The sequence below is a fragment of the Pseudoalteromonas sp. HL-AS1 genome (genome assembly GCF_031198785.1).
GTDB lineage: Bacteria > Pseudomonadota > Gammaproteobacteria > Enterobacterales > Alteromonadaceae > Pseudoalteromonas > Pseudoalteromonas distincta.
Map to the genome: position 1 here is coordinate 3654473 of NZ_CP133569.1, position 23441 is coordinate 3677913.

At 37.8% G+C, this 23441-nt stretch carries 22 protein-coding genes and 1 pseudogene; all 23 read right to left on the minus strand.

Annotated features, from left to right (window positions below; genetic code table 11):
* Nucleotides 1-1094: 1094 nt before the first annotated feature.
* The gene (locus RB214_RS16910; protein ID WP_309167876.1) at nt 1095-1595 is read right to left on the minus strand and encodes a hypothetical protein; all 501 of its coding nucleotides are present in this window, start codon (nt 1593-1595) and stop codon (nt 1095-1097) included.
* An 8-nt stretch (nt 1596-1603) separates the two neighbouring features.
* A complete protein-coding gene (locus RB214_RS16915; protein WP_309167877.1) occupies nt 1604-1807 on the minus strand; it encodes a hypothetical protein in 204 nt (67 codons plus the stop codon).
* Nucleotides 1808-2312: 505 nt separating this feature from the next.
* Nucleotides 2313-2531: pseudogene (locus tag RB214_RS16920) on the minus strand (IS3 family transposase); the annotation flags it as partial.
* A gap of 423 nt (nt 2532-2954) precedes the next feature.
* Complete coding sequence (locus tag RB214_RS16925) at nt 2955-5090, minus strand: winged helix-turn-helix domain-containing protein (protein WP_309167878.1); 2136 nt, start codon at nt 5088-5090, stop codon at nt 2955-2957.
* A gap of 165 nt (nt 5091-5255) precedes the next feature.
* Nucleotides 5256-5678: a F0F1 ATP synthase subunit epsilon gene (locus RB214_RS16930; RefSeq protein WP_004335277.1), complete on the minus strand. Its 423-nt coding sequence runs from the start codon at nt 5676-5678 to the stop codon at nt 5256-5258.
* Nucleotides 5679-5691: 13 nt separating this feature from the next.
* Nucleotides 5692-7077 carry a F0F1 ATP synthase subunit beta gene (gene atpD / locus RB214_RS16935; protein WP_004335274.1) on the minus strand — a complete coding sequence of 462 codons (1386 nt, stop codon included), beginning with the start codon at nt 7075-7077 and terminating at the stop codon, nt 5692-5694.
* A gap of 33 nt (nt 7078-7110) precedes the next feature.
* Nucleotides 7111-7971 (minus strand): F0F1 ATP synthase subunit gamma, encoded by an 861-nt coding sequence (atpG, locus tag RB214_RS16940; RefSeq protein WP_024597176.1) that lies wholly within the window; start codon nt 7969-7971, stop codon nt 7111-7113.
* A 60-nt stretch (nt 7972-8031) separates the two neighbouring features.
* The gene (atpA, locus tag RB214_RS16945) at nt 8032-9573 is read right to left on the minus strand and encodes a F0F1 ATP synthase subunit alpha (protein WP_004335270.1); all 1542 of its coding nucleotides are present in this window, start codon (nt 9571-9573) and stop codon (nt 8032-8034) included.
* Between the two features lie 14 nt (nt 9574-9587).
* Complete coding sequence (atpH, locus tag RB214_RS16950; protein WP_008134949.1) at nt 9588-10121, minus strand: F0F1 ATP synthase subunit delta; 534 nt, start codon at nt 10119-10121, stop codon at nt 9588-9590.
* Nucleotides 10122-10137: 16 nt separating this feature from the next.
* Entirely contained in the window at nt 10138-10608 is a 471-nt protein-coding gene (gene atpF, locus RB214_RS16955) for a F0F1 ATP synthase subunit B (protein ID WP_004335264.1), read from the minus strand.
* A 41-nt stretch (nt 10609-10649) separates the two neighbouring features.
* Nucleotides 10650-10883: a F0F1 ATP synthase subunit C gene (atpE, locus tag RB214_RS16960; RefSeq protein WP_004335261.1), complete on the minus strand. Its 234-nt coding sequence runs from the start codon at nt 10881-10883 to the stop codon at nt 10650-10652.
* Nucleotides 10884-10939: 56 nt separating this feature from the next.
* Complete coding sequence (gene atpB / locus RB214_RS16965) at nt 10940-11797, minus strand: F0F1 ATP synthase subunit A (protein WP_004335244.1); 858 nt, start codon at nt 11795-11797, stop codon at nt 10940-10942.
* 14 nt (nt 11798-11811) lie between these two features.
* The gene (locus RB214_RS16970; RefSeq protein ID WP_149594800.1) at nt 11812-12192 is read right to left on the minus strand and encodes an ATP synthase subunit I; all 381 of its coding nucleotides are present in this window, start codon (nt 12190-12192) and stop codon (nt 11812-11814) included.
* Nucleotides 12193-12334: 142 nt separating this feature from the next.
* Nucleotides 12335-13261 (minus strand): ParB/RepB/Spo0J family partition protein, encoded by a 927-nt coding sequence (locus tag RB214_RS16975; protein ID WP_309167879.1) that lies wholly within the window; start codon nt 13259-13261, stop codon nt 12335-12337.
* A gap of 20 nt (nt 13262-13281) precedes the next feature.
* Nucleotides 13282-14067, minus strand: a complete 786-nt coding sequence (locus RB214_RS16980) for a ParA family protein (protein WP_004335235.1) — start codon at nt 14065-14067, stop codon at nt 13282-13284.
* A 14-nt stretch (nt 14068-14081) separates the two neighbouring features.
* Nucleotides 14082-14702, minus strand: a complete 621-nt coding sequence (gene rsmG / locus RB214_RS16985) for a 16S rRNA (guanine(527)-N(7))-methyltransferase RsmG (RefSeq protein WP_309167880.1) — start codon at nt 14700-14702, stop codon at nt 14082-14084.
* 15 nt (nt 14703-14717) lie between these two features.
* Entirely contained in the window at nt 14718-16607 is a 1890-nt protein-coding gene (gene mnmG / locus RB214_RS16990; RefSeq protein WP_004335230.1) for a tRNA uridine-5-carboxymethylaminomethyl(34) synthesis enzyme MnmG, read from the minus strand.
* Nucleotides 16608-17035: 428 nt separating this feature from the next.
* Complete coding sequence (gene mioC, locus RB214_RS16995) at nt 17036-17485, minus strand: FMN-binding protein MioC (protein WP_309167881.1); 450 nt, start codon at nt 17483-17485, stop codon at nt 17036-17038.
* 1062 nt (nt 17486-18547) lie between these two features.
* Nucleotides 18548-19912, minus strand: a complete 1365-nt coding sequence (mnmE, locus tag RB214_RS17000) for a tRNA uridine-5-carboxymethylaminomethyl(34) synthesis GTPase MnmE (RefSeq protein WP_007584209.1) — start codon at nt 19910-19912, stop codon at nt 18548-18550.
* A 395-nt stretch (nt 19913-20307) separates the two neighbouring features.
* A complete protein-coding gene (yidC, locus tag RB214_RS17005; protein WP_309167882.1) occupies nt 20308-21945 on the minus strand; it encodes a membrane protein insertase YidC in 1638 nt (545 codons plus the stop codon).
* 8 nt (nt 21946-21953) lie between these two features.
* Complete coding sequence (gene yidD / locus RB214_RS17010) at nt 21954-22229, minus strand: membrane protein insertion efficiency factor YidD (RefSeq protein ID WP_004335219.1); 276 nt, start codon at nt 22227-22229, stop codon at nt 21954-21956.
* Between the two features lie 129 nt (nt 22230-22358).
* A complete protein-coding gene (gene rnpA, locus RB214_RS17015) occupies nt 22359-22781 on the minus strand; it encodes a ribonuclease P protein component (protein ID WP_004335217.1) in 423 nt (140 codons plus the stop codon).
* A 7-nt stretch (nt 22782-22788) separates the two neighbouring features.
* Complete coding sequence (rpmH, locus tag RB214_RS17020; RefSeq protein ID WP_004335215.1) at nt 22789-22923, minus strand: 50S ribosomal protein L34; 135 nt, start codon at nt 22921-22923, stop codon at nt 22789-22791.
* Nucleotides 22924-23441 lie beyond the last annotated feature (518 nt).

The window sequence follows — 23441 nt, forward strand, 5'->3', positions numbered from 1 at the left end:
TAGTAATAGTGATTAGATTTGCTTTGCTAATATGGTAAACATATTTATAGATATGGATTTGCGAAGGGAATACATAAGAAGTATCATCCCGATGGTTGCTCGGGTCTAATTTAGCTGAACGCTTAATTTATTGACATTAATACCAATAAATTAAGGAAGAAAGATGAGCTAAAAACAACTCAAAAGCCCCCACAAGCTGTTAAATATAGCGCTATTTTATTGACTAACGAGCAAGGCTACAGTATTGCAAAAATTGCTAAGTTTGTGTGTATAACGGTTAACTTTAAAGGTGAAAATATAAAGAAATAGCTAAAACGCAGCAGAGACTTCGGATGAGTCTAAAAAGCGTATGCCGTAATAACTGAGTAAAAAGCACTAAATAAAAAGTTCGAAAAGTAATACTAACCAAGGCTAACTCCTTTTCCACTAAAAAAAGTAATGATTATGAGCATAAAAACTAGTGTTCCTGAATCACCTTTAAAATTAATTTGTTACATGATGGGAATAAATAATGGCTAACTTAAATACCGAGTAGTGTTATCAGCCTATACTTTAAAATTTAATACGCGTGTTTGGTGTCTATTTAAAACTAAGAAGGGTAAGTAGTTTGGGATAACAAGGTAAATATAATTTAGAAAACAAGTAGATGAGTAACTACAGATAGATGAGTAACTACAGATTTAATTGGTATGCTTTTGATATAAGCCTGTTATTTTCTGTGGCCCTGGGCGGGAAAGTGGTTAAAATTATTGCCAGCTATTTCTCCAGCGGTTGTTAAATATAACACAACTTAAGAAAAGAAAGGAATGTAGATATATACTGCTAATAAACGCTTTTTCGGTAATTTATTTAGTACTAAGCCAGATTGTTTATGACAAAGTATACGGCCACTTATATAAAGCATGACTATATTTGGAGAATAGAGGTTAGAATGGTGAAGAGTGTAAAAATTCTTAAATAAAAATTTCCATTTAATAGAACTAAATAAGCTTAAATGGCGATTATGGCCGCTTAATAAATCTAAACCATCGTAATATAATGTAAAATTTGATAAAAATACTTACTAGTTTGCAAAGCAGATAGTACCTGCGAAACTAATTGCAATTATAAAAAACTTCATTAACCCCCTTATTTTTCATGCTCAAATCCTCATCTAAATTCTTAATTGATACTAAAATAGATGAATGGTCTACCTTGACCACTTTAAAACGAAAGTCATATGCGTCTGAACATAAGTAACCCTCTAGCTTTATAGAGGCAATGTTATCTAGCTCCTTATTATTAAAAGAAAGTACGCCATAAAACTCTTCGTTTTTGATTTTAAAAAGTAGCTCTCCCTTATAAAAAAAACCACCTTTTTCTAACCTTGGCCCATATACGACATTTCCCTTTAAAGTAGAGTAAACATACTTTCTTGACTCATAATTATCATACGCCATTAATAAATCATTTTTATTAACTAAATCACCGTTCTTAACAAAAACATCACTAATATTCCCAGATTCTCTGGAATATAAATACTCCTGAAGTTCAGGTGTATTTATATTCAAAACAGCAGAGAATGAAATTGCAGTATATAAATTGATTACTAACAAAAAGCCCCCTATTTAGTGACTTCAGTAAATATTGTAACTGAACCTGGAATTTGAACATCAGGGTCTTCCGGATTACACCAGCTTGTTCTAATCGTCACAGTTTTTGCCGCACCGTTTATCATTTTCGTTTGTTCTGGCGCTAGGATATTATTAGTATTTAAGCCTTCTGATTTAAGAACTTTTAGGTTTTTTTTCTTTAATGAAAATTTCATGAATCTTAATCCTATAGATAATTGTTTGTTATAGTTTCTTAGTGAACACAATTAATTTATCCTAAAAATATAAAAAAATGTAATTATCAATCATTATTAAATCATATAATAATTAGACCTAAACTACTGAAATTAAATAGCTTAACAATATTAGCAATCGAAAATATTAGAATAATAAAAAACTTGTCTTATTTTTGGAACGGCTGTAAAATTTAGTTTCCTTATTGCATTTGCATTTCTCGCATATGTAGCCCAAAGTACCGCCATACTTTGGGCATATATATATACAAAGTCAAATAAGTAAGTCCTAAAATACATATAATTGTTTTAAGTACAACAAAGTGACGCCAGCATTGAAAATAACACTTTTCACTATTAAGCCCTTAAGTTAAATACAAAAATATTGCATCCGATTTGAAGAAACTTATAAGGCGCAAGTTTACTTTTAAATTTATAAAATTAAGTAACGGAGTTTTTCAAGTTAGTTGTCGCATCAAGTTAAATTTTATGCCGCCCGCACTTCTTCTTTTTTCTCTGGATTTAAATTTACTTCATTGATCATTGTCCAATCTCGCGACTTTCCTGACCAACGGCTTGGATTCTGTAATTTCGCCATTTCATTTACCCGATGACGTTTCGCTAGTATCGCTTTATCTAATCCTAAATGGCGCTGGTTTGGCGTGACAAATTTAATACCGCTGTGCAAGTGCGATCCATCGTTGTAAAGTTGAATAACCGATGTCTAAATCAAGCGCAATATCTTCTAGGCGAACATCATCACATTGAGATAATGCTTTTTCAACAGCTTAAACTTTAAATTCGTGTGTAAATCGACGTCTCATTTTATCTGCCTCTATTAAAAGTTAGAGGCGACAACTATCCTGACACAGGGGGGTAACAAAGATGAATTGGATTAGCTGAGAAGTTATAATATCAAACTTAGTTTTACTTAGTAATGCAGACCACATTAAATTAAAAATCAAGCTAGTTACTATATCTAACACTGTTGATTAAAAGCGATCGCATGAAAGAGCGCGCATAAATTTATCGTTTATAAGTTATTACATGCAGAAAGTCTTCGTATAAACTACTTAAATTAAGGCATAAAAGTTTTGATAACTATATTGATAATTTCAAAAAATACTAGTTAATCACTTTTCTCTAGCGATAATCTCACAAGCTCATTGTTTAGCAATTCAACTATTTCTAAGGTTAGAGTGCTATCTGAACTCGAAGAATTTACATTTAGAATAACATCTTCTGCATTGCTAACTTCAAATACTTTTTTAGGCAATATATCAACACTCTCAGCAAAATCATATTCGTAAATTGCTTTACCAGTCGAATGATAAACTTTATTTTTATTTATCGATAAAGAGTGCTTATAAGTTGATTGTTTAACTTCTAAGCCAGTTGTTTGCACCCCTGTAGATAAATCAAAAAATATTAACATACCTAGATTATTCAAAAATACTATTTTATTATTTTGTAACTGGCCAAACCACAATGCATTATTTACAGGTAATAATATACTTTTAGAGTTAACCCTATTAAAAATGTAAGAGTGAGTACTTGCACCAGATTCATCTTGCACAATATAACCAATGTTTTTATCTAGTAAATAACTAGCTGAAATCAAATTACCTTTTGGGGTAATAACTTCCCTAACGGATAAATTTTCATAATTAAGTATTTCTATTTCACTTTCATTAACACCAAAAGCCTCTTGGGAATCAGAAGATATTTTAAAGTCTCGATAGCTGAAGCTAACTTTTTTTGATTTGACCTTACCATCTTTGAATACCGTATTTAATTTAATTGATTCCCCATCATTACTTAAAAACACAAGGTTTTCTCCAATAGAACTTGCAAACCTGCTATCGTATTTTGATACACGTTCAAAGTTTTTAGAAGTTAGATCTAATCTGTAGACATTATGAAAAAAAGGATATATCAACCCTAGAACATTGTTATTGTTAATAGGATAAGTTGCCGAGTAGCGACTTCTACTATGAACTTTTGTTTTACTTTTTATACGGTTATTATTTAACGAATATTGGTAAAAAATTTCTTCTGTATTGTCATACCATAACAATGAGTCGGTTTCTTTTTGATAGTTAATTGACCATATTCTATTTTTGGTCTCAAATAGTTTTATCTGCGCGCCACCTTCTAAATCAGTCATGTATAATTCACTAGAATTAAATTGATGTCTTTCAAATATAATTTTATTCTTGTTTTTTATAAAATATAAAAACTTATCACCATATGAATTTAGGTTTGGTGAACTTATTTGAAACTCCTCACCTGTACTTAAGTTTCGATTAACAAGAACTGATAATTCAGAGCGGTTTCTATAACCATACTTTGAATAAATAAGAGAATTATTATCAATATTAATCGCATTTATTGGGTATGAAGACTCACAATTAAATAAAAACTTACTATCCGCATTACTTGTTAAACCTACTTCCCACAGCTCACATTTGCCTTTACTTTCTACACTATAAATTGCACGTTCACTATCAATTGACCAACCTGCCGGGGAAATATTAGCGTTAGCTTCTGAAATTTTTATTTCTTGCCCAGTATTTAAGTTTTTTAATAAAAGCACTGAATCTAATTGTTCTTCTCCAATGAATGAAAGCGCAACGGTTGAGTTATTTGGGGAAAGTATCATTTGACTATATACCCCCTGTAGCCAAGAGAGTGTTTCTTCGTTAAATTTTTTCTCTACAATGTTTGGGCTTTTTGTTCCTACCTTTGATAGCGTATCCTTTTGTTTATAGTCATTTTTATTTAGTAGGCTCTGAAATATGTAGATACTACCAATAACCCCTAAAACTAATATTACTATAAATCCTATTACCTTTTTTTGCATTTTATTAGGGGTTTCTTTTAATATATTAACCTGCCCCGAAGTCGAAGGCTCTTCTTCATAATAAATAATCTCAGGCTCCAAGAAAAAGCTATAACCCTTCCTGTAATGTGTTTTTACCACTAAACCACGTTGTATTTCTGACTTCAGTACTTTTCTAAGTTCTGACATTGCTCGGTTAATTGCGTTGTCATCAACATAGTGTTGACACCAAACATCATCAATTAAGTCTTGACGGGTAATGATCTCGTCTTTGTTAATAATCAAATAAGAAAGTACTTTAAAAAGAAGTGGTTCTAGTTCTCTTTCAACTTCACCATCAGAAATTATTTGAAGTTTTGGATTAAGGCTCCACGCACCGAACTTGACTTCTTTAACACTACGGGGAAAATTTGCTTCTTTCATAATTGTTATAACCCAACATCCATATCACAACTTGAGAATAAAAAATGTTTAAATTGTTTCAAATGCGAAAACATTAACGAGAGGTTAACAGCTATGTAAGGTAATGTCATCTGAACAGGCACAAAAAAGCCCACTCAAAGTGGGCTTTTTAAAAACCGGATAGGCTTACTTGTGACGTAATTGCTGAATTACGCGTAACTGAGCAACTGCTTCTGCCAGTCGCGTAGCCGCTTGTTGATAATCAAATTCAACCGCTGACGAATTCGCCATATGTTCTTCAGCTTCACGTTTAGCTTTTTGTACAGAATCTTCATCTAAATCTTCACCACGAACCGCAGTATCTGCAAGAATCGTGATGTGATTTGGTTGAACTTCTAATGTACCGCCAGCAACATATAACACATCTTCGTGACCATATTGCTTAACTAAACGTACCATACCAGGTTTAAGGGCAGTTAGTAGTGGAGCATGACCTAGGTTTACACCCAGCTCGCCTTCACTACCAGATACTTGAATCGATTCAACAAGACCAGAGAACAGGCTCTGCTCTGCGCTTACTACGTCAAGATGTACAGTCATAGCTGTCATACTACCCTCCTAGTTACATGCCTTTGGCTTTTTCTTGAGCTTCTTCGATAGAGCCAACCATGTAAAACGCTTGCTCTGGAAGCTCATCAAACTCGCCGTTTAAAATGCCTTTGAAGCCAGCAATTGTATCTTTCAGTGATACGTATTTACCAGACGCGCCTGTAAACACCTCTGCCACGAAGAATGGCTGAGATAGGAAACGTTGGATTTTACGTGCACGAGATACAAGTTGCTTATCTTCGTCAGAAAGCTCGTCCATACCTAGGATTGCAATGATGTCTTTAAGTTCTTTGTAACGCTGAAGAACTGTTTGAACGCCACGTGCTGTATCGTAGTGCTCTTGACCAATTACTTGTGGGTCAAGTTGACGTGAAGATGAATCAAGTGGGTCTACCGCTGGGTAGATACCAAGTGATGCGATATCACGTGAAAGTACTACTGTTGCGTCTAAGTGAGCAAAGGTAGTTGCTGGAGATGGATCTGTTAAATCATCCGCAGGTACGTATACCGCTTGGATTGATGTAATTGAACCAGTCTTAGTTGAAGCGATACGCTCTTGAAGCACACCCATTTCTTCAGCAAGTGTAGGCTGGTAACCTACCGCTGATGGCATACGACCAAGAAGTGCAGATACTTCAGTACCAGCAAGTGTATAACGGTAGATATTATCTACGAAGAAAAGTACATCGCGACCTTCATCACGGAACTTTTCAGCCATAGTAAGACCTGTTAACGCTACGCGTAAACGGTTACCTGGAGGCTCGTTCATCTGACCGTATACAAGCGATACTTTATCAAGTACGTTTGAATCGTTCATCTCATGGTAGAAATCGTTACCCTCACGTGTACGCTCACCAACACCTGCGAATACTGAGTAGCCGCTGTGCTCGATTGCGATGTTACGGATAAGTTCCATCATGTTTACAGTTTTACCAACACCGGCACCACCGAATAAACCAACTTTACCACCTTTAGCAAACGGACATACAAGGTCGATAACCTTAATACCAGTTTCTAAAAGCTCAACTGAACTTGATTGCTCTTCGTATGAAGGCGCTGCACGGTGAATAGACATACGGTCTTCTTCGCCGATTGGACCCGCTTCATCGATTGGCTCACCAAGTACGTTCATGATACGACCAAGTGTTGCTTTACCAACTGGAACTTGAATCGATTCACCTGTATTCATAACTAAAGCACTACGACGTAAACCATCAGTAGTACCCATAGCGATAGTACGCACTACACCGCCACCTAGCTGTTGTTGAACTTCTAAAGTCAAACCAGCTAAATCGCCATCTGTTACTCTTAGTGCGTGGTATACCGCTGGCACGCTATCTTGTGGAAATTCAATATCCACAACGGCGCCGATAATTTGGACGACCTTACCTAAACTCATGTCTATTCCTCTCGTTAATCTTTACCCGAAGCATTAAACTGCTGCTGAGCCAGAACAAATCTCACTAATTTCTTGTGTGATTGCTGCTTGGCGAGCCTTGTTATAAACAAGCTGTAGCTCGTCCATAAGGTCACCTGCGTTATCAGTTGCAGCTTTCATTGCAACCATACGAGCAGCCTGTTCTGAGGCAGCATTTTCTACCACACCTTGGTATGCTTGAGACTCAATAAAGCGTACTAACAAAGACTCTAAAATAGCCTCTGGGTTTGGCTCGTATAAGTAATCCCATGTGTGAGCAGATACTTCTTCTTCAGCTTTTGGCAAAGGGAGTAACTGATCTATAATTGGCTCTTGCTTCATGGTATTAACGAATTTGTTATATACCAAGAATAAACGGTCTATTTTGCCTTCAGAAAATGCATCAAGCATAATTTTTACAGGACCAATAACGTCTTGTACTGAAGGTTTATCTCCTAGGCCCGCTTTTTTAGCGAGTAGTTGACCACCAAAACGTTGAAAGAAGCCTGCTGCCTTACTACCTAAAGTAGCAAATTCAGCATCAACACCTTTCTCTTTCCACGCTTTAACATCAAGTGCAACTTTCTTAAACTCGTTTGAGTTTAAACCGCCACACAGACCACGGTCTGTAGAGATAACAATATAACCAACTCGTTTCACTTCACGTTCTTTTAAGAACGGGTGAGTAAAATCAAGATTTGCTTGAGCAACACGACCAATTACTTCACGTAATTTATTAGCGTATGGACGGCTTGAAGCAACGCGTTCTTGCGCCCTTTTCATTTTAGACGCAGCAACCATTTCCATTGCGCTAGTGATCTTTTGAGTATTTTTAATACTCCCGATCTTGCTTTTAATCTCTTTTCCGCTGGCCATGACTCTCTCTCCGAATCAAGGTGTACTTTAGTTTCCTAAAGCGCACCATTAATAACTAAATTACCAAGTTTGCGTAGACTTGAACTTCGTAAGAAGTTCTTTAAGCTGCGCTTCGATCTCGGCATTCAAGTTACCAGTTTCATTGATTTGAGCCACAAGCTCTGCGTATGTGCTAGTTGCATACGAAAGTAAAGCTGCTTCAAAGTCACCGATTTTCGCGATTTCGATGTCTTGAAGGAAGCCTTTTTCAGCAGCAAATAACGACAAAGACATTTCAGCAACAGACATTGGCGCGTACTGTTTCTGCTTCATTAGCTCTGTTACACGCTCACCATGCTCAAGTTGAGCACGAGTAGCATCATCAAGGTCAGACGCGAACTGCGAGAACGCAGCTAATTCACGGTACTGAGCTAGGGCTAGACGAATACCGCCACCTAGTTTCTTAACGATTTTAGTTTGTGCAGCACCACCAACACGCGATACCGAGATACCAGCATTTACTGCCGGACGGATACCTGAGTTGAATAAGTCAGTTTCTAAGAAGATCTGACCATCGGTGATAGAGATAACGTTAGTCGGTACGAACGCAGAAACGTCGCCACCTTGAGTTTCAATGATTGGCAATGCCGTCAATGAACCAGTTTTACCTTTCACTTCACCATTAGTGAACTTTTCAACGTAATCTGCGTTTACACGCGATGCACGCTCTAAAAGACGAGAGTGAAGGTAGAATACGTCACCTGGGTATGCTTCACGGCCTGGTGGACGCTTAAGTAGTAATGAAATTTGACGGTAAGCAACTGCTTGCTTAGACAAATCATCATATACGATTAATGCGTTTTCACCACGGTCACGGAAGTATTCACCCATAGTACAGCCCGCGAACGGTGCTAAGTACTGCAGTGCCGCAGATTCAGAAGCAGATGCAACAACTACGATAGTATTTGCTAGTGCACCATGCTCTTCTAATTTACGAACTACGTTTGCAATAGTAGATGCTTTTTGACCAATCGCAACGTACACACACTTAACGCCTGTGTCTTTTTGATTGATGATTGCATCGATTGCTAGTGCAGTTTTACCTGTTTGACGGTCACCTATGATAAGTTCACGTTGACCACGACCAACTGGAATCATCGCATCGATAGATTTATAACCAGTTTGAACTGGCTCATCTACTGATTTACGCTCGATTACACCTGGTGCAATTTTTTCTACAGGTTCAAACCCGTCGTTATCTAAAGCGCCTTTACCATCGATTGGAGCACCTAGTGTGTTTACAACACGACCAAGTAGACCAGGACCAACAGGCACTTCTAAAATACGACCAGTTGTATATACTTTTACGCCTTCAGTAAGGTCAGCGTACGGACCCATTACTACTGCACCAATTGAGTCGCGCTCAAGGTTTAGTGCGATAGCATAACGGCTGCCAGGAAGCTCAATCATTTCACCTTGCATACAGTCAGCAAGACCGTGTATGCGGATGATACCGTCAGTAACAGATACAATAGTACCTTCGTTACGAGCTTCACTTACAACTTCGAACTTCTCAATACGTTGTTTGATCAGATCTGAAATTTCAGTGGAATTAAGTTGCATGCTCTTTTTCCCAATTACGATTGTAGTGTTGTAGCTAAGCGGCTTAATTTACCGCGAATAGTACCGTCGATTACAGTGTCGCCAGACCTAATAATAAGTCCACCAACCACTGACGCGTCTTCACTACAATTCAGCTTAACTTTGCGTGCGAAACGTTTTTCAAGTGCCGCTACCAATGACTCTTGTTGCGCAGCAACAAGAGGAGTTGCAGAAATCACATCTACTTCGATTTCTTTATCGTATTGTGCTTTAAATTCAGCAAATAACTCAGCAACGTCAGGTAGAGCTGTCAAACGTCCATTTTCAGCCATCACCTTAACTAGGTTCTGACCTTGTTCGTTGAGCTGCTCAGCACAAAGTTGAATAAATAATTCAGCTTGTGCAGTAGCTGTAGGCATACCTGCTAAAGCAGATGATGCTTGTTCATTGCTGGCTACGTGGCCTGCAAAGAACAACATATCATTCCAGCTTTCTAGGGTGCCTTTCTCAACGGCAAGTTCAAAAGCCGCTTTAGCGTATGGGCGAGCGATAGTAGTCAAATTAGACATGCTCATACCCTCCTAATTACAGCTCAGCGACAAGTTTTTCAACGATGTCACTATGTGCGGCTTGATTAATTTCACGCTCTAAAATACGTTCTGCACCAATCACTGCCAGAGTTGCTACTTGCTTACGTAGCTCTTCTGTTATGCGATTACGTTCAGACTCAACTTCAGAGTGCCCTTGAGCAATGATACTTTCACGCTCTTGCTGACCACGAAGTGTTTCTTCGTCAACAATTAGCACTGCACGCTTTTTAGCTTGATCAATGATATCAGCCGCTTGAGCTTTTGCATCTTTAAGCTGTTCAGCAGCTTTCTTTTGCGCAAGTTCTAAGTCTTTTTCGGCTCTATCAGAGGCAGCTAAACCATCTTCGATTTTTTTCTGGCGAGCTTCAATTGCACCGTTTAGTGGTGGCCATACGTATTTCATACAAAATAATACGAAAACCGTAAACGCAATCAATTCACCGATAAGAGTGGCGTTTAAGTTCACAACCGCTCCTCCTTAAATAGTAAGCTGTTCAAAAAATAAAATTAAAGTACGAACAACAATACCATAGCGATACCAACACCAATCATTGCTACAGCATCGATTAGACCAGCAAGAATAAACATCTTAACTTGTAGCGAAGGTGCAAGCTCAGGTTGACGCGCACATGCTTCAAGGAATTTACCGCCCATGTTACCAAAACCGATTGCTGTGCCGATTGCACCAAAGCCGATTAGTAAAGCTACTGCGATATACTTAAGACCTAATACTAGTTCCATTTTTTTCTCCAAAGTTTCAATTGTAAATTAAAGTTAAATATTAAAGGTTGTAAAAATTAGTGATTATCTGAACTTGCCATGCTTAGGTATACAATCGTAAGCATCATGAATAAGAATGCTTGTAATGTAATAACTAGAATATGGAATACTGCCCAAACAAAGTGCAACGGTAGTTGCATAAAACCGATAGCGCCGATCAAGATGAAAATCAACTCACCAGCATATAAGTTACCAAACAAACGTAGTGCTAATGAAAACGGTTTAGAAACCAGCGCAATCAGTTCAAGTAATAAGTTAAATGGTATCAAAATAATTTGAACAAACATGTTATTTGAGCTGAACGGATGAAGCGTTAACTCTTTAATAAACCCGCCAATACCTTTTATTTTGATTGAAAAGCCAACCATTAGTATAAATACACCCAGCGCTAGCGCTGAAGTCATATTAATATCGGTAGTAGGTACAATTTTCATGTACACATCATGTGAATCCATACCAAATGCTGTTTCACCAACGAAACCTGCAAATGCTGGTAAAAAGTCAACTGGGATTAAATCCATTAAGTTCATTAAGAACACCCAAACGAAAATCGTTAAGGCTAATGGTGCAATAAGTTTGCTTTTACCATGGAAAGTATCGCGTACGTTGTCGCCAACAAATTCTACGATTATTTCAATAAAACACTGAAATTTTCCAGGTACACCTAGTGTTGATTTTTTAGCGGCACTACGAAAGATCCATAAAAATATAAGACCTAAACCGATAGACCATGCGAGGGTATCTATATGCCATGTCCAGAAACCACTATCCGTACATGCTTTATTGAAGGCGAGACCTGTATCGGTCGAACACATCTTAGCATTGGTCAAATGGTGCTGGATATGGCCAGATAGAGTAACTTCTTCTGCTGCCATGTTATATCCCAAAGTTAATGTTTAAAAAAAACGGGTGCGAACAATCCAGTAAAGAGCGCCAGTATATAAGTACTAAAAAAGGGTAATAAAATTACCGGAAAATGCTTCAGTACTAGCGCAAACAATACAATTGTTAGCATAAATTTTAATCCGTTGCCGCGTTTCAACGAGGCATACGCTTGATTTGCTCGACTTGCACCCATATATCGGAATGCATAAAGACCAAATACAAAGTGCGGAAGTACTGCGACAACTCCACCAGCGAGTGATGAAAGCGCGGCATTGACTCCCGAACTAAAACAAATAATTACAGCAGCAACTAATGCTACAACACCCTGAAGGCAAATTAACTTTAATACGGCAAGTCGATATGGACTCGCTAACTTATCAGTCACGTTTAGTTAACCTTTATTGCGTTCTAATTGTTAGGGTGTGAAAACTGGCGAAATTATACTTAATCCTGCCAGTTTTGCAACTTGAGTAGACGCTTTGTAACACGAAATAGCTACAAATGTCCCTTTTTAGACATGTAGAAAACTAATGGTGGGTATTGTCTTGATTAATGCGATTTAAAATGCCGTCAAGTTCGTCCAAATTAGTATAAGAAATAACAAGCTTACCTTTGCCTTTTTTGTTGTAATTTATTTCTACTTTGGCACCTAGGTTTTCAGCGAGTTGTTGCTCTAACTGTTTAACATCTGGATCTTTTTCAGCTATTTCTTTAGCTGGCACTGGTTCTAAAATTGAACGAACTAACTTTTCGGTTTCACGAACAGTTAGTGCTTTAGCGACAGCTAAACGAGCAGCATCTGATTGTGCTTCTCCCTCAAGGGCTAATAAACAACGAGCGTGCCCCATTTCAATGTCGCCATGTTCTAACAGAATTTTTACATCACTGTTTAAATTATTTAAACGAAGTAAGTTAGTTACTGTAGTGCGTGATTTGCCAACCGCATCTGCTACTTGTTGATGTGTTAGTTCAAATTCATTAAGTAAGCGATTTAACGCAACCGCTTCTTCCATAGCATTTAAATCTTCACGTTGAATATTTCCTATTAGCGCAATAGCAACTGCAGCTTCATCTGGTACGTCTTTAATAATACAAGGTACTGTTTCAAGCTTAGCTATTTGCGCTGCACGCCAGCGACGCTCACCGGCGATAATTTCAAAACTATTTTGTGCAATAGGGCGCACGACTATAGGTTGAATAATACCTTGTGAGCGAATAGAACTAGCAAGCTCTTCTAGTGCCTCTTCGGACATGTCTTTACGAGGTTGATATTTACCAGAGTGTAAAAACTCGATTGGGAGTTTTTGTAATTCACTGTTATTTGGCCCAGCCGCATTTTTTACAGCTTCAGTCACGTTTGATGTGTCTTGTTCCTTGCTTGCGCTCGGTGTAGGCTTTGACGAACTTAAAAGTGCATCGAGTCCTCGGCCTAAACCTCGTTTTTTAGCAGACATGTTATTTTTTTACCTCAAAGTTAGGCGACAACGGACGCTGTTTTTTCTTTTCTACGTAACATTTCACCAGCGAGTGCTAAATATGCTTTAGCGCCACTTGATGCCCGGTCATAATACATAGCAGGTGTACCAAAACTAGGTGCCTCTGCTAAACGAACATTACGCGGGATCACCGTACGGTATACTTTGTCGCCAAAATGTTGTTTTAATTGTTCTGATACGTCATTCGCTAAACGGTTACGCGGATCGTACATAGTACGAAGTATGCCTTCAATTTGTAAGCTAGGGTTTACTAACTTAGCAAGCTGCGTAATCGTATCCATTAATGCGGTTAAACCTTCAAGTGCATAATACTCACACTGCATTGGCACTAAAATAGAATCAGCTGCGGCCATTGCGTTAACAGTTAACATATTTAAAGAGGGTGGACAGTCGATAAAAATAAATTCGTACTGATCCTGAATTTTTTCAAGTGCGTTACGTAAACGCACTTCACGGGCAAATAATTCCATCAATTTAACTTCTGCAGCGGTTACATCACCGTTTGCAGCAATCATATGGTATTCGCCAGACGTTTCTTTGATAATAACGTCTTCTATAGGTTTATCTTCAATGAGTAAGTCGTAAATAGTTGGTACGTCGCCGTACTTATCTACGCCACTTCCCATAGTCGCATTGCCTTGCGGATCGAGATCAATTAACAGCACTTTACGTTTCGTTGCAGCCATAGACGCAGCGAGGTTTACAGCGGTTGTAGTTTTACCCACTCCACCTTTTTGATTTGCTAATGCGATGACTTTTGCCACGGTGTCTCTGATCCCTAGTCTTTAGAAAGAATAATTAAATGTCGTTGTGCATCTAACTTAGGTACTTCTAATGCAATTTTTTGCTCAAACTTAACGCCAGTAGGTAATGACTCTAGCTCTTCGCTAGGGAACACACCTTTAAGCGCTATAAATTTACCCGAATGATCAATTAAGTGTGAACACCAGTCAACCATATCTTGTAATGAAGCAAATGCACGACTGAGTACGCCATCTAATTTAACACTTGGCTGATATTCTTCAACTCTTGACTGAACAGGTGTTACGTTATCAAGGCCAAGCTCATGTTTAACATGCATTAAAAAGCGAACGCGTTTACCTAGACTATCTAGTAACACAAATTGTGTGTTAGGTAATGCAATCGATAATACAATGCCCGGAAGGCCAGGCCCTGTGCCAACATCAATATAATGATGACCGGGTAAGTGAGGTGCAACAACTAAACTATCCATAATATGCTTAATCATCATTTCTTCAGGTAAGCGTACCGAAGTTAAATTATAAGCTTTATTCCACTTATCTAATAACTCGACGTAACGAACTAGCTGTTGCTGTTGTTTTTGTGTTAGCGCAATATCAGTTTGCGCTAACAATGTAGTTAATTGTTGCTGTAACACTATGTACCCTTATCGTTACGCAGATTTGCGTAATAAGCCTTGCTTCTTCAGATACACTAATAATAGCGAAATCGCCGCTGGGGTGATACCAGAAATACGCGATGCTTGGCCAATAGTGTCTGGACGTGACTCAATAAGCTTAGCAACAACCTCATTTGATAAACCTGATACAGTTTTGTAATCAAACTCTTTTGGTAAAATTGTTTGCTCATGACGAAGCTGCTTATTGATCTCATCCTGTTGACGCGCAATATAGCCTGCGTACTTAGTATGGATCTCAACTTGTTCAAGTGCTGCTACGTTTGTAAATTCAGATCCTAAACCGTCAATAGCCATAAGATCGTTATAACGAATCTCTGGACGACGAAGTAATTCTTCTAAACTTGCTTCACGAGTTAATGGTGTTTTTAGTAATGCATTTACTTGATCAACAACGACGTGATCTTTATGAATCCACGTATCTTTAATGCGTTGTTTTTCTTTCTCAATTACTTCCATTTTTTCGTTAAATGCCTGCCAACGTTCGTCATTAACTAAACCCAGCTCACGGCCTTTTTCAGTTAAGCGAATATCTGCATTATCTTCACGAAGTAGTAAACGGTATTCGGCACGGCTAGTAAACATGCGGTACGGTTCTTTCGTACCCAGTGTTGCTAAGTCGTCGATTAATACACCCACGTAAGCTTCATCGCGACGTGGCGTCCAAGAATCTTTACCTTGCACTTTTAACGCAGCATTCATACCTGCAATTAAGCCTTGTGCACCCGCTTCTTCATAACCGGTAGTGCCGTTAATTTGACCCGCGAAAAATAAGCCTTCGATAAATTTTGTTTCTAAAGACTGTTTTAAATCACGTGGATCAAAGTAGTCATATTCTATTGCATAGCCTGGTCGACAAATATGTGCATTTTCAAAACCAGAAATAGATTGCACAATCTCAAGTTGTACATCAAACGGTAAACTAGTAGAAATACCATTTGGATATAATTCGTATGATGTTAAGCCTTCAGGTTCAACAAATATTTGGTGCTTATCTTTATCCGCAAAACGTACAATTTTATCTTCAATTGATGGGCAGTAGCGTGGACCAATACCTTCAATAACACCTGAGTACATAGGTGAGCGATGTAGGTTTTTACGAATAACATCATGTGTTTTTTCGTTGGTGTAAGTGATGTAACACGGTATTTGTTGTGGGTGATCTGATTGTTTACCCATAAATGAAAATACAGGTGTTGGCATATCACCAGGCTGTGCTTCCATTTTTGTAAAATCAACAGTACGTGCATCAATACGTGGCGGAGTACCTGTTTTTAAGCGATCCACTCTAAAAGGGTGTTCGCGTAAACGTTCAGCCAATGCAATTGATGGTGGATCACCAGCACGACCGCCTTTGTAATTTTCTAAACCAATGTGTATTTGGCCACCTAAAAAAGTACCCACGGTTAAAACAACACTTGGAGCACTAAAACGTAAACCCATTTGAGTTACTACGCCAGTAACACGATCGTTTTCAACAATAAGATCATCACATGATTGTTGAAAAATCTTAAGGTTATCTTGGTTTTGTAATGTTGTTTGAATAGCTGCTTTGTACAAAGCGCGATCTGCTTGTGCTCGAGTTGCACGAACAGCAGGTCCTTTTGAAGAGTTTAGTGTGCGAAATTGGATCCCGCCTTTGTCAATGGCCTGTGCCATTGCACCGCCAAGCGCATCAATTTCTTTTACCAAATGACCTTTGCCAATCCCACCAATCGCTGGGTTACAAGACATTTGACCAAGGGTATCCATATTGTGAGTCAGTAGCAGGGTATTCATCCCCATACGGGCAGCTGCTAATGCGGCTTCAGTGCCAGCATGTCCACCACCTACTACGATAACGTCAAAATTTTCGTGAAAAATCATTAATGGGATCCTACTTAAATCAAACCGGTAAACTTCAAAAGGGAGCGTATTCTACCTAGAAATTGGCAGAAGATAAATGATTAAACAAAGAGCAAGATCTAAGTATGTGATCTCTAATTATATAAAGGATCTTTTAAAGAGATCTTTTATTACTATTACTACTACTGATCAGCTTTTCTGTTGATAAGGTTTAGATCTTCATTTAAAACATGAAATTAGATCAGATCTAAAGGTGTTAATATGATCGGATCATCCAGCAAATAAGCTCTGATCAAAAAGGCACCTTATGCACAGGGCTGAATCAGTTGGATCTTATCCCATGGATAAGCATGCTTTAAAAAGCAGTTTATTCAATCTTTATCCACAAAATCTATTAAATTATTAGTAAATTGTGGGTAACTTTATATATAACTTTTTACTTGATCTATCTATTTTAAGCCTGTTTTGGTTATCCAAGAGTCTAACCATGATAATGCTGTGTCTTCTGGTAGTGCTTCATCGAGAATATTAAGCTCTAAGCGTTCTGCTACTTTTATAGCGCCTTTTTGAGATAATAAGGCATCTATATTACGTCCAGCTTGGTTGTAAGTGTCATAACTGGTATCACCTAAAGCGATTACTGAGTATTTTAATTCTGATAAATCATTAGCTTGAGTCACATCTTCAACAAAGCTAATAAAGTTTTCAGGATAATCACCTGCACCATAAGTAGATGTGCAAATCAACCAAATGGTATTTTGCTGATCAATATCGCTAAATTCAGGTTGATCATATAGTTGTGTAGTAATACCAAGGTTATTAAGCGCGTCGCTTAGTTGCTCTGCAACATACTCGGCTGATCCCATTTGGCTGCCAACAATAAGATTTACTGAACTCATGAATATTAGTGATCACATTGGTTTTAATTGCTGCCTATGATAACTGAGTGTGAGTAACAGTAAAGTTAAGAGTGCTTTTTTGTATAACTATTTTTGTGCTAATTTTACTCTTATTTGAAAGCGCCTCCTTAAGTTGTTGATATTATAAGAATTAACAAAATATCTTTAAATGTAATCTTCTGATCAAGTTGTTGATAACGGTGGGGAAAGCTCTGTTTAAACACACCTTTTAGGTTGTTTAATAATCGCTAAGTTATTGATATTACTATTTAGTGAAAGACTTAATTATAAATCTAGGCATAAAAAGCACAATGTGATCATAATGTGGATATAAAGGTTGTTGATAACCTTAAATTTAGATCGAAAATAATTTTATTAAATGATCTAATTGGGCTGATCTAACGAAATTAATTAAAAATAAGCTTATAAACAGATAATTTTTAGTAGATCATTAGGTTTTTCTCTGCGAGGTGGCTCAATTTACTATTTATTTGAGCTAAAAATTAGGTTTTGTGGATAAGTGATCTCAATATATTTAATTTAATGCGTATTTATAGCTGCTTTTTTTATGTATTTTGCTGGTGGATTGGTAGATCAAAAGTTTGATGCACTCAAATCTCGAGTCATTTTTATTAAAAAGCCGCAGTGATCGTCTGTCCATATGTTGTATAAAGTTGATTTTTTAGAGTACTGATCGTCATGTTTTAGCTCTTAAATTGAGCAAATAACATCAGTTTTTATGAGCTAGGTAATTATAAAAAAGCTATTTATAACTAACTTTTGTGTGGAGGATAATTATTTTAAAACGTATTTTTGTTTGAAATATGTATCGGTTTTGACCTTAAAATGGGTGCTACTTGCGCTATTAATACTTTACTTAAAGGCTCTTTTCACTGTCTAATCTACATAATCTGGCTGGTAATAATTATCGCTTTGGGTATGATTTTATTGGCAGAACTGGCTGGGATTGACGGTATAAATACATATTTTATAGTGAATATTTTACATAAAAAAAGAGCACCTAAGTGCTCTTATAATAAAAATATATCTGTAATAAGGTGCTTATTTACCAATACAAAATGAGCTAAATATCTTGCCAAGTAAGTCGTCTGAGGTAAACTCACCGGTTATTTCGTTTAAATACTGCTGTGTTAAACGTAGTTCTTCAGCCAATATTTCACCAGCAATGTGCATTTCTAATTGTGTTTTACCTGTTTCTAAATGGTACGCAGCACTCTCTAGTGCATCCAAATGACGACGGCGCGCCATAAAGCCACCCTCTGTTGCGCCTTGAAAGCCTATACAGGCTTTTAAATGCTCGCGAACAAGTTCAATACCGTCAGCATTTTTAGCACTTAAGCTGATGACCGGGTATTGTTGCTCTTGCTCCATTCCGACTATATCACCCGATAAATCAGCTTTATTTCTGATGACCGTAACCCCCATACCTTCTGGTAATTTGGCCATAAATTCAGGCCAAATTTTATGCGGGTCAGTATCTATAGTGTCAGTGCCATCAAGCATAAATAAAACGCGATCGGCTTGGTTTATTTCATCCCACGCCCGTTCAATACCTATTTGTTCTACTCTATCTGGGCTCTCACGTAGGCCTGCTGTATCTATAATATGCAGTGGCATACCATCTATATGTATATGCTCTCGTAGTACGTCGCGAGTGGTACCGGCTATTTCTGTTACGATTGCAGCTTCACGACCGGCTAGGGCGTTTAGTAGGCTTGATTTACCGGCATTTGGGCGACCAGCAATAACAACACGCATACCTTCGCGCATGATGCTACCTTGTTTTGCTTGGTTGGTTACGGTATTAAGCTGGGTAATAATGGCGTCTAAGTCGCCTGATACTTTACCGTCTGATAAAAAATCAATTTCTTCATCTGGAAAATCTATTGCCGCTTCTACATACATACGTAAGTGAATTACTTTTTCTACAAGCGTTTCTATGTGTTTAGAAAATTCACCTTGGAGAGACTGTAGGGCGCTTTTGGCAGCTTGTTCGCTCGTAGCATTAATTAAGTCGGCGATGGCCTCTGCTTGTGTTAAATCAAGCTTGTCATTCATAAATGCGCGCTCAGAAAACTCACCAGGCTTTGCTAAACGAACGCCCTCTATTTTACTAATTTCTTTAAGTAGCATATCAAGTACTACAGGACCGCCGTGGCCTTGTAATTCAAGTACGTCTTCACCAGTAAATGAGTTAGGACCTGCAAAGTAAATGGCAATACCTTGGTCAAGTTGCTCGCCAGCTAGGCTTTTAAATGGCACGTAATCGGCGTAGCGAACTTTAGGAATTTTACCTACTACTTTTTCGGCGACACTTTTAGCAAGGCTACCTGAAACGCGAATAATACCAACACCACCACGTCCGGGGGCAGTTGCTTGTGCTGCAATTGTATCTTGATTGATCATGCTATTAATTTGCCAACGATGAGTAACTTTATGGCGGTATTGTAACCTATGAAATAAACACTCGCGAATACTCTGGTGAAAAACAGGCAATAAAAAAGGCGACCGAAGTCGCCTTTATATAAGTAATATACCCAAGCCATCTCAAGATGCGAGTTTCAGTTGGAGTTAAAAGCTATTTAGGCAAGGCATTGATTGAGAATAATAGTGGTTCTATTGTTAAAATCAATAACGCAGTATAAATCGCTTTTAAACCAACCCTTTGGGCGTTTCACAGGTACTTAATTTCATCGTTGTTACTTTTTAAAAGGGACTGCCATTCTTGCAAAGTAACGCCTTGATCTTAAGCCCCTGTGAAACGCTGAATTTTGCATCTTGATGTGGCTTGGGTATAGGCGCTAGCCTCTTACTTTAATTCCTTTCTTTTCCATGCCACGGTAGATGATTAACATCTGGACAATAGAAATAAGGTTAGACACTAACCAGTAAAGAACTAAACCCGATGGGAACCATAAGAAGAATACAGAGAAGATAACCGGCATAAAGGTCATCATTTTTTGCTGCATTGGATCAGTTACCGTCATAGGCTGAAGTTTTTGCGTCACAAACATACTCGCACCAAATAAGATTGGTAATACGTAGTACGGGTCTTGTGCAGAAAGGTCAGTTAACCAAAAAATAAATTCAGCATGGCGAAGTTCAGTAGACTCTAAGAATACGTAGAACAAGGCTAAGAAAATTGGCATTTGTAGCAAAATAGGGAAACAGCCACCCATTGGGTTAACTTTTTCTTTTTTGTACATTTCCATAGTTGCTTGGCCGAACTTTTGACGGTCGTCACCAAACTTTTCTTTAAGAGCTGCCATTTTAGGCTGTAGGGCACGCATTTTTGCCATTGAAGTGTATTGCGCTTTAGTAAGTGGGTACATTAACGATTTAACGATAATAGTGATGGCAATAATTGCTACCCCCCAGTTACCTAAAATGCTATGTAGCCATTTTAGCAATACAAATAAAGGTTGCGAAATAAACCATAACCAACCGTAATCTACAGTTAAGTCTAAGTCTGGGTGAATTGCTTCAAGAATATCTGACTCTTTCGGACCCATATAATAAGTAGCAGTTAGTGTTTGCTCACTACCAGCTTGAATATTTACAGCGGGATCTTTAGCACCAATAATAGCGGCATTACTTTTTGTAATTAAGCTATAAATTGTATTTGTTTGATCCTGCATTGGAACCCAAGCACTTACAAAGTAATGTTGTATAAATGCAACATAACCACCTTGCGTGTTTTTGTTTAGGTTTTTATCAGCCATATCTGAAAAACTATACTTTTCGTATGGTTCTTCGTCAGTACCGTATGCAGCACCTAAATAGTTTTGATCAACCATGCTACCTTTTTCTTGTACGGTACGCTTAATTTGCGTGTACAGCTGTACTTGAAGAGGTGCGCTGGTAGTGTTGTTAATTTTGTATTCTAAGCCTACGTCATACTGACCTTTTTTGAATACATATGTTTTAGTAAAACTAACACCATTACTATCAGTAAACTGAAGTGGAACGCGAAGCTCATCACCCGTTAAGGTATATGATTTTTGTTCGGTACTATAAGTAGGGCGACCGTTAGCTGACGCGTCAGGGCCATTTAAGCCAATTAAGCCACTTTGTGAAAAGTATTGTTTGCCACTATCAAGCTGACCAAGAAGCATATAAGGTGTTTCACTTCCTTTAGTTTCTTCGTATTGAAGAAGGTCTGTTTCAACAATGTCACCGCCTTTGGTGTCAATTTTAACTTTAAAAACGTCAGTTGTGATTTCAATAACTGAACGTTTAGCTAAAGTTGCTGAAGCGGGTAAACCTGAATCTGACGATGAAGGAATATAATCATCCGACTCTGGTGAATTTGCTTGTAGTGTTTGTGTTGTGGCACTTGGATCGACTTTAGGCTTGTTGTAATCATTATCCCATTCTTGGAACAATAAAAACGACACTAGCATTAGGCCAATTAATAAAAACGTGCGTTGCGATTCCATAACAGCTCTTATTTCTCGTGTTGGTGGTTAATATGGGTTAATTTTTCAGGTACGGGGTCGTCTCCACCTGAATGTAAAGGATGGCATTTTAATATGCGTTTTAAAGCTAACCAACTACCTTTTATAAATCCATGCAAATTAATTGCTTGAATTGCATAATGTGAGCAGCTTGGATTAAAACGACAATGCGGACCTAACAGCGGGCTAATCCACTTTTGATAACCGCGGATAAATAACACTAAACAAATCTTAGGAAAAGCAACAAGTGGTTTAATTAACCTCATGATGTTTATGCCCCTACTTAAGTTTAGTGAGATAGATATCATGTATTTAAAGACTCAATTAGAAATTTTAAATGCATGATTAAAAGGTGAGCTAAAGATACATTAATTAACCCTGCAATTCTATTGCAATTAGGTTTGTTTATTAGATTTAGCTGATTTGTTTGGGCGTTTCTTAAAAGGTGGCGGTTTAGGTGCACCTGGTTTACAGCGTTCGTTAATTTTTCGCCATAATTTAGTAAGTTGTTTGGTTAATTCTTCATTAGACTGTTCATCAATACCACTTTTCACCATAAGCACAATATCAATATTATCGATGCTGTGTTGATTTAAACGAAAACTTTCGCGAGCGAGACGTTTAATACGGTTTCGTTGGCATGCCTTTTTTACGCGTTTTTTAGCAACAGTAAGACCTAACCGAGGTTTTTCTTGGTCATTTGGTTTAGCTAATAGAGTAAAGAAAGGAGTTGCAGCCCGAGCGGGTTCATTAAATATGCGAGAGTAATGCGAGGGAGTTAACAGACGTAACTCCCTGCCAAAGCTAAAGTCTTCCACTTATAAATTAAGCAGAAAGAACTTTGCGGCCTTTAGCGCGGCGACGTGCTAATACTTTACGGCCATTTACAGTTGCCATGCGAGCACGGAAGCCGTGTGCACGTTTGCGTTTTAAAACGCTAGGTTGAAAAGTTCTTTTCATAACAATCTCATCCGATCGGTTAAAGTTAAAACATCCTATACAGGTCGCGATCCTGGCATAGGTGCCATTGCGAGCGCGAGATATTATAGAGTAAGTAACGTAAAGTCAATCATAATTACGTTCGCAGTATAGAGCCTACTTATGGTTCATAAAGAGATCATGTAGAGCGATCTGATAGGATCATCATAAATAAGAAGTTTTCCACAGCCCCTGTATAAAAAGTGAATAAAAGCGGGGGAAAAGAAAATTGGATCGTAAATTTGGTTCGCGATCTTGGTGTTATTTTGTTATGATCTCCTCTTCGGATCTAAAATAAAAACTGTTTTAAATCAGGTTGTTAGTGATTTTATACATCGATATCAACAATTTTATAAAAATCAATCTTTTACTTGTGGATAAAGTGCCTTCATAATACGCGGTCTTGGGTCGCTTATTGGACTATTTGAACGCAATAAATGTATGATTTATAATCATTAATGATGTGCGGGAATAAAAATTATATCTCTGGGAGTTTAACT

What these genes read in the sequence shown, in the direction of transcription:
- RB214_RS16915 (WP_309167877.1), bottom strand. Translation starts at nt 1,807, where the DNA reads ATGAAATTTTCATTAAAGAAAAAAAACCTAAAAGTTCTTAAATCAGAA.
- RB214_RS16925 (WP_309167878.1), bottom strand. Translation starts at nt 5,090, where the DNA reads ATGAAAGAAGCAAATTTTCCCCGTAGTGTTAAAGAAGTCAAGTTCGGT.
- RB214_RS16930 (WP_004335277.1), bottom strand. Translation starts at nt 5,678, where the DNA reads ATGACAGCTATGACTGTACATCTTGACGTAGTAAGCGCAGAGCAGAGC.
- atpD (WP_004335274.1), bottom strand. Translation starts at nt 7,077, where the DNA reads ATGAGTTTAGGTAAGGTCGTCCAAATTATCGGCGCCGTTGTGGATATT.
- atpG (WP_024597176.1), bottom strand. Translation starts at nt 7,971, where the DNA reads ATGGCCAGCGGAAAAGAGATTAAAAGCAAGATCGGGAGTATTAAAAAT.
- atpA (WP_004335270.1), bottom strand. Translation starts at nt 9,573, where the DNA reads ATGCAACTTAATTCCACTGAAATTTCAGATCTGATCAAACAACGTATT.
- atpH (WP_008134949.1), bottom strand. Translation starts at nt 10,121, where the DNA reads ATGTCTAATTTGACTACTATCGCTCGCCCATACGCTAAAGCGGCTTTT.
- atpE (WP_004335261.1), bottom strand. Translation starts at nt 10,883, where the DNA reads ATGGAACTAGTATTAGGTCTTAAGTATATCGCAGTAGCTTTACTAATC.
- atpB (WP_004335244.1), bottom strand. Translation starts at nt 11,797, where the DNA reads ATGGCAGCAGAAGAAGTTACTCTATCTGGCCATATCCAGCACCATTTG.
- RB214_RS16975 (WP_309167879.1), bottom strand. Translation starts at nt 13,261, where the DNA reads ATGTCTGCTAAAAAACGAGGTTTAGGCCGAGGACTCGATGCACTTTTA.
- mnmG (WP_004335230.1), bottom strand. Translation starts at nt 16,607, where the DNA reads ATGATTTTTCACGAAAATTTTGACGTTATCGTAGTAGGTGGTGGACAT.
- mioC (WP_309167881.1), bottom strand. Translation starts at nt 17,485, where the DNA reads ATGAGTTCAGTAAATCTTATTGTTGGCAGCCAAATGGGATCAGCCGAG.
- mnmE (WP_007584209.1), bottom strand. Translation starts at nt 19,912, where the DNA reads ATGATCAATCAAGATACAATTGCAGCACAAGCAACTGCCCCCGGACGT.
- yidC (WP_309167882.1), bottom strand. Translation starts at nt 21,945, where the DNA reads ATGGAATCGCAACGCACGTTTTTATTAATTGGCCTAATGCTAGTGTCG.
- yidD (WP_004335219.1), bottom strand. Translation starts at nt 22,229, where the DNA reads ATGAGGTTAATTAAACCACTTGTTGCTTTTCCTAAGATTTGTTTAGTG.
- rpmH (WP_004335215.1), bottom strand. Translation starts at nt 22,923, where the DNA reads ATGAAAAGAACTTTTCAACCTAGCGTTTTAAAACGCAAACGTGCACAC.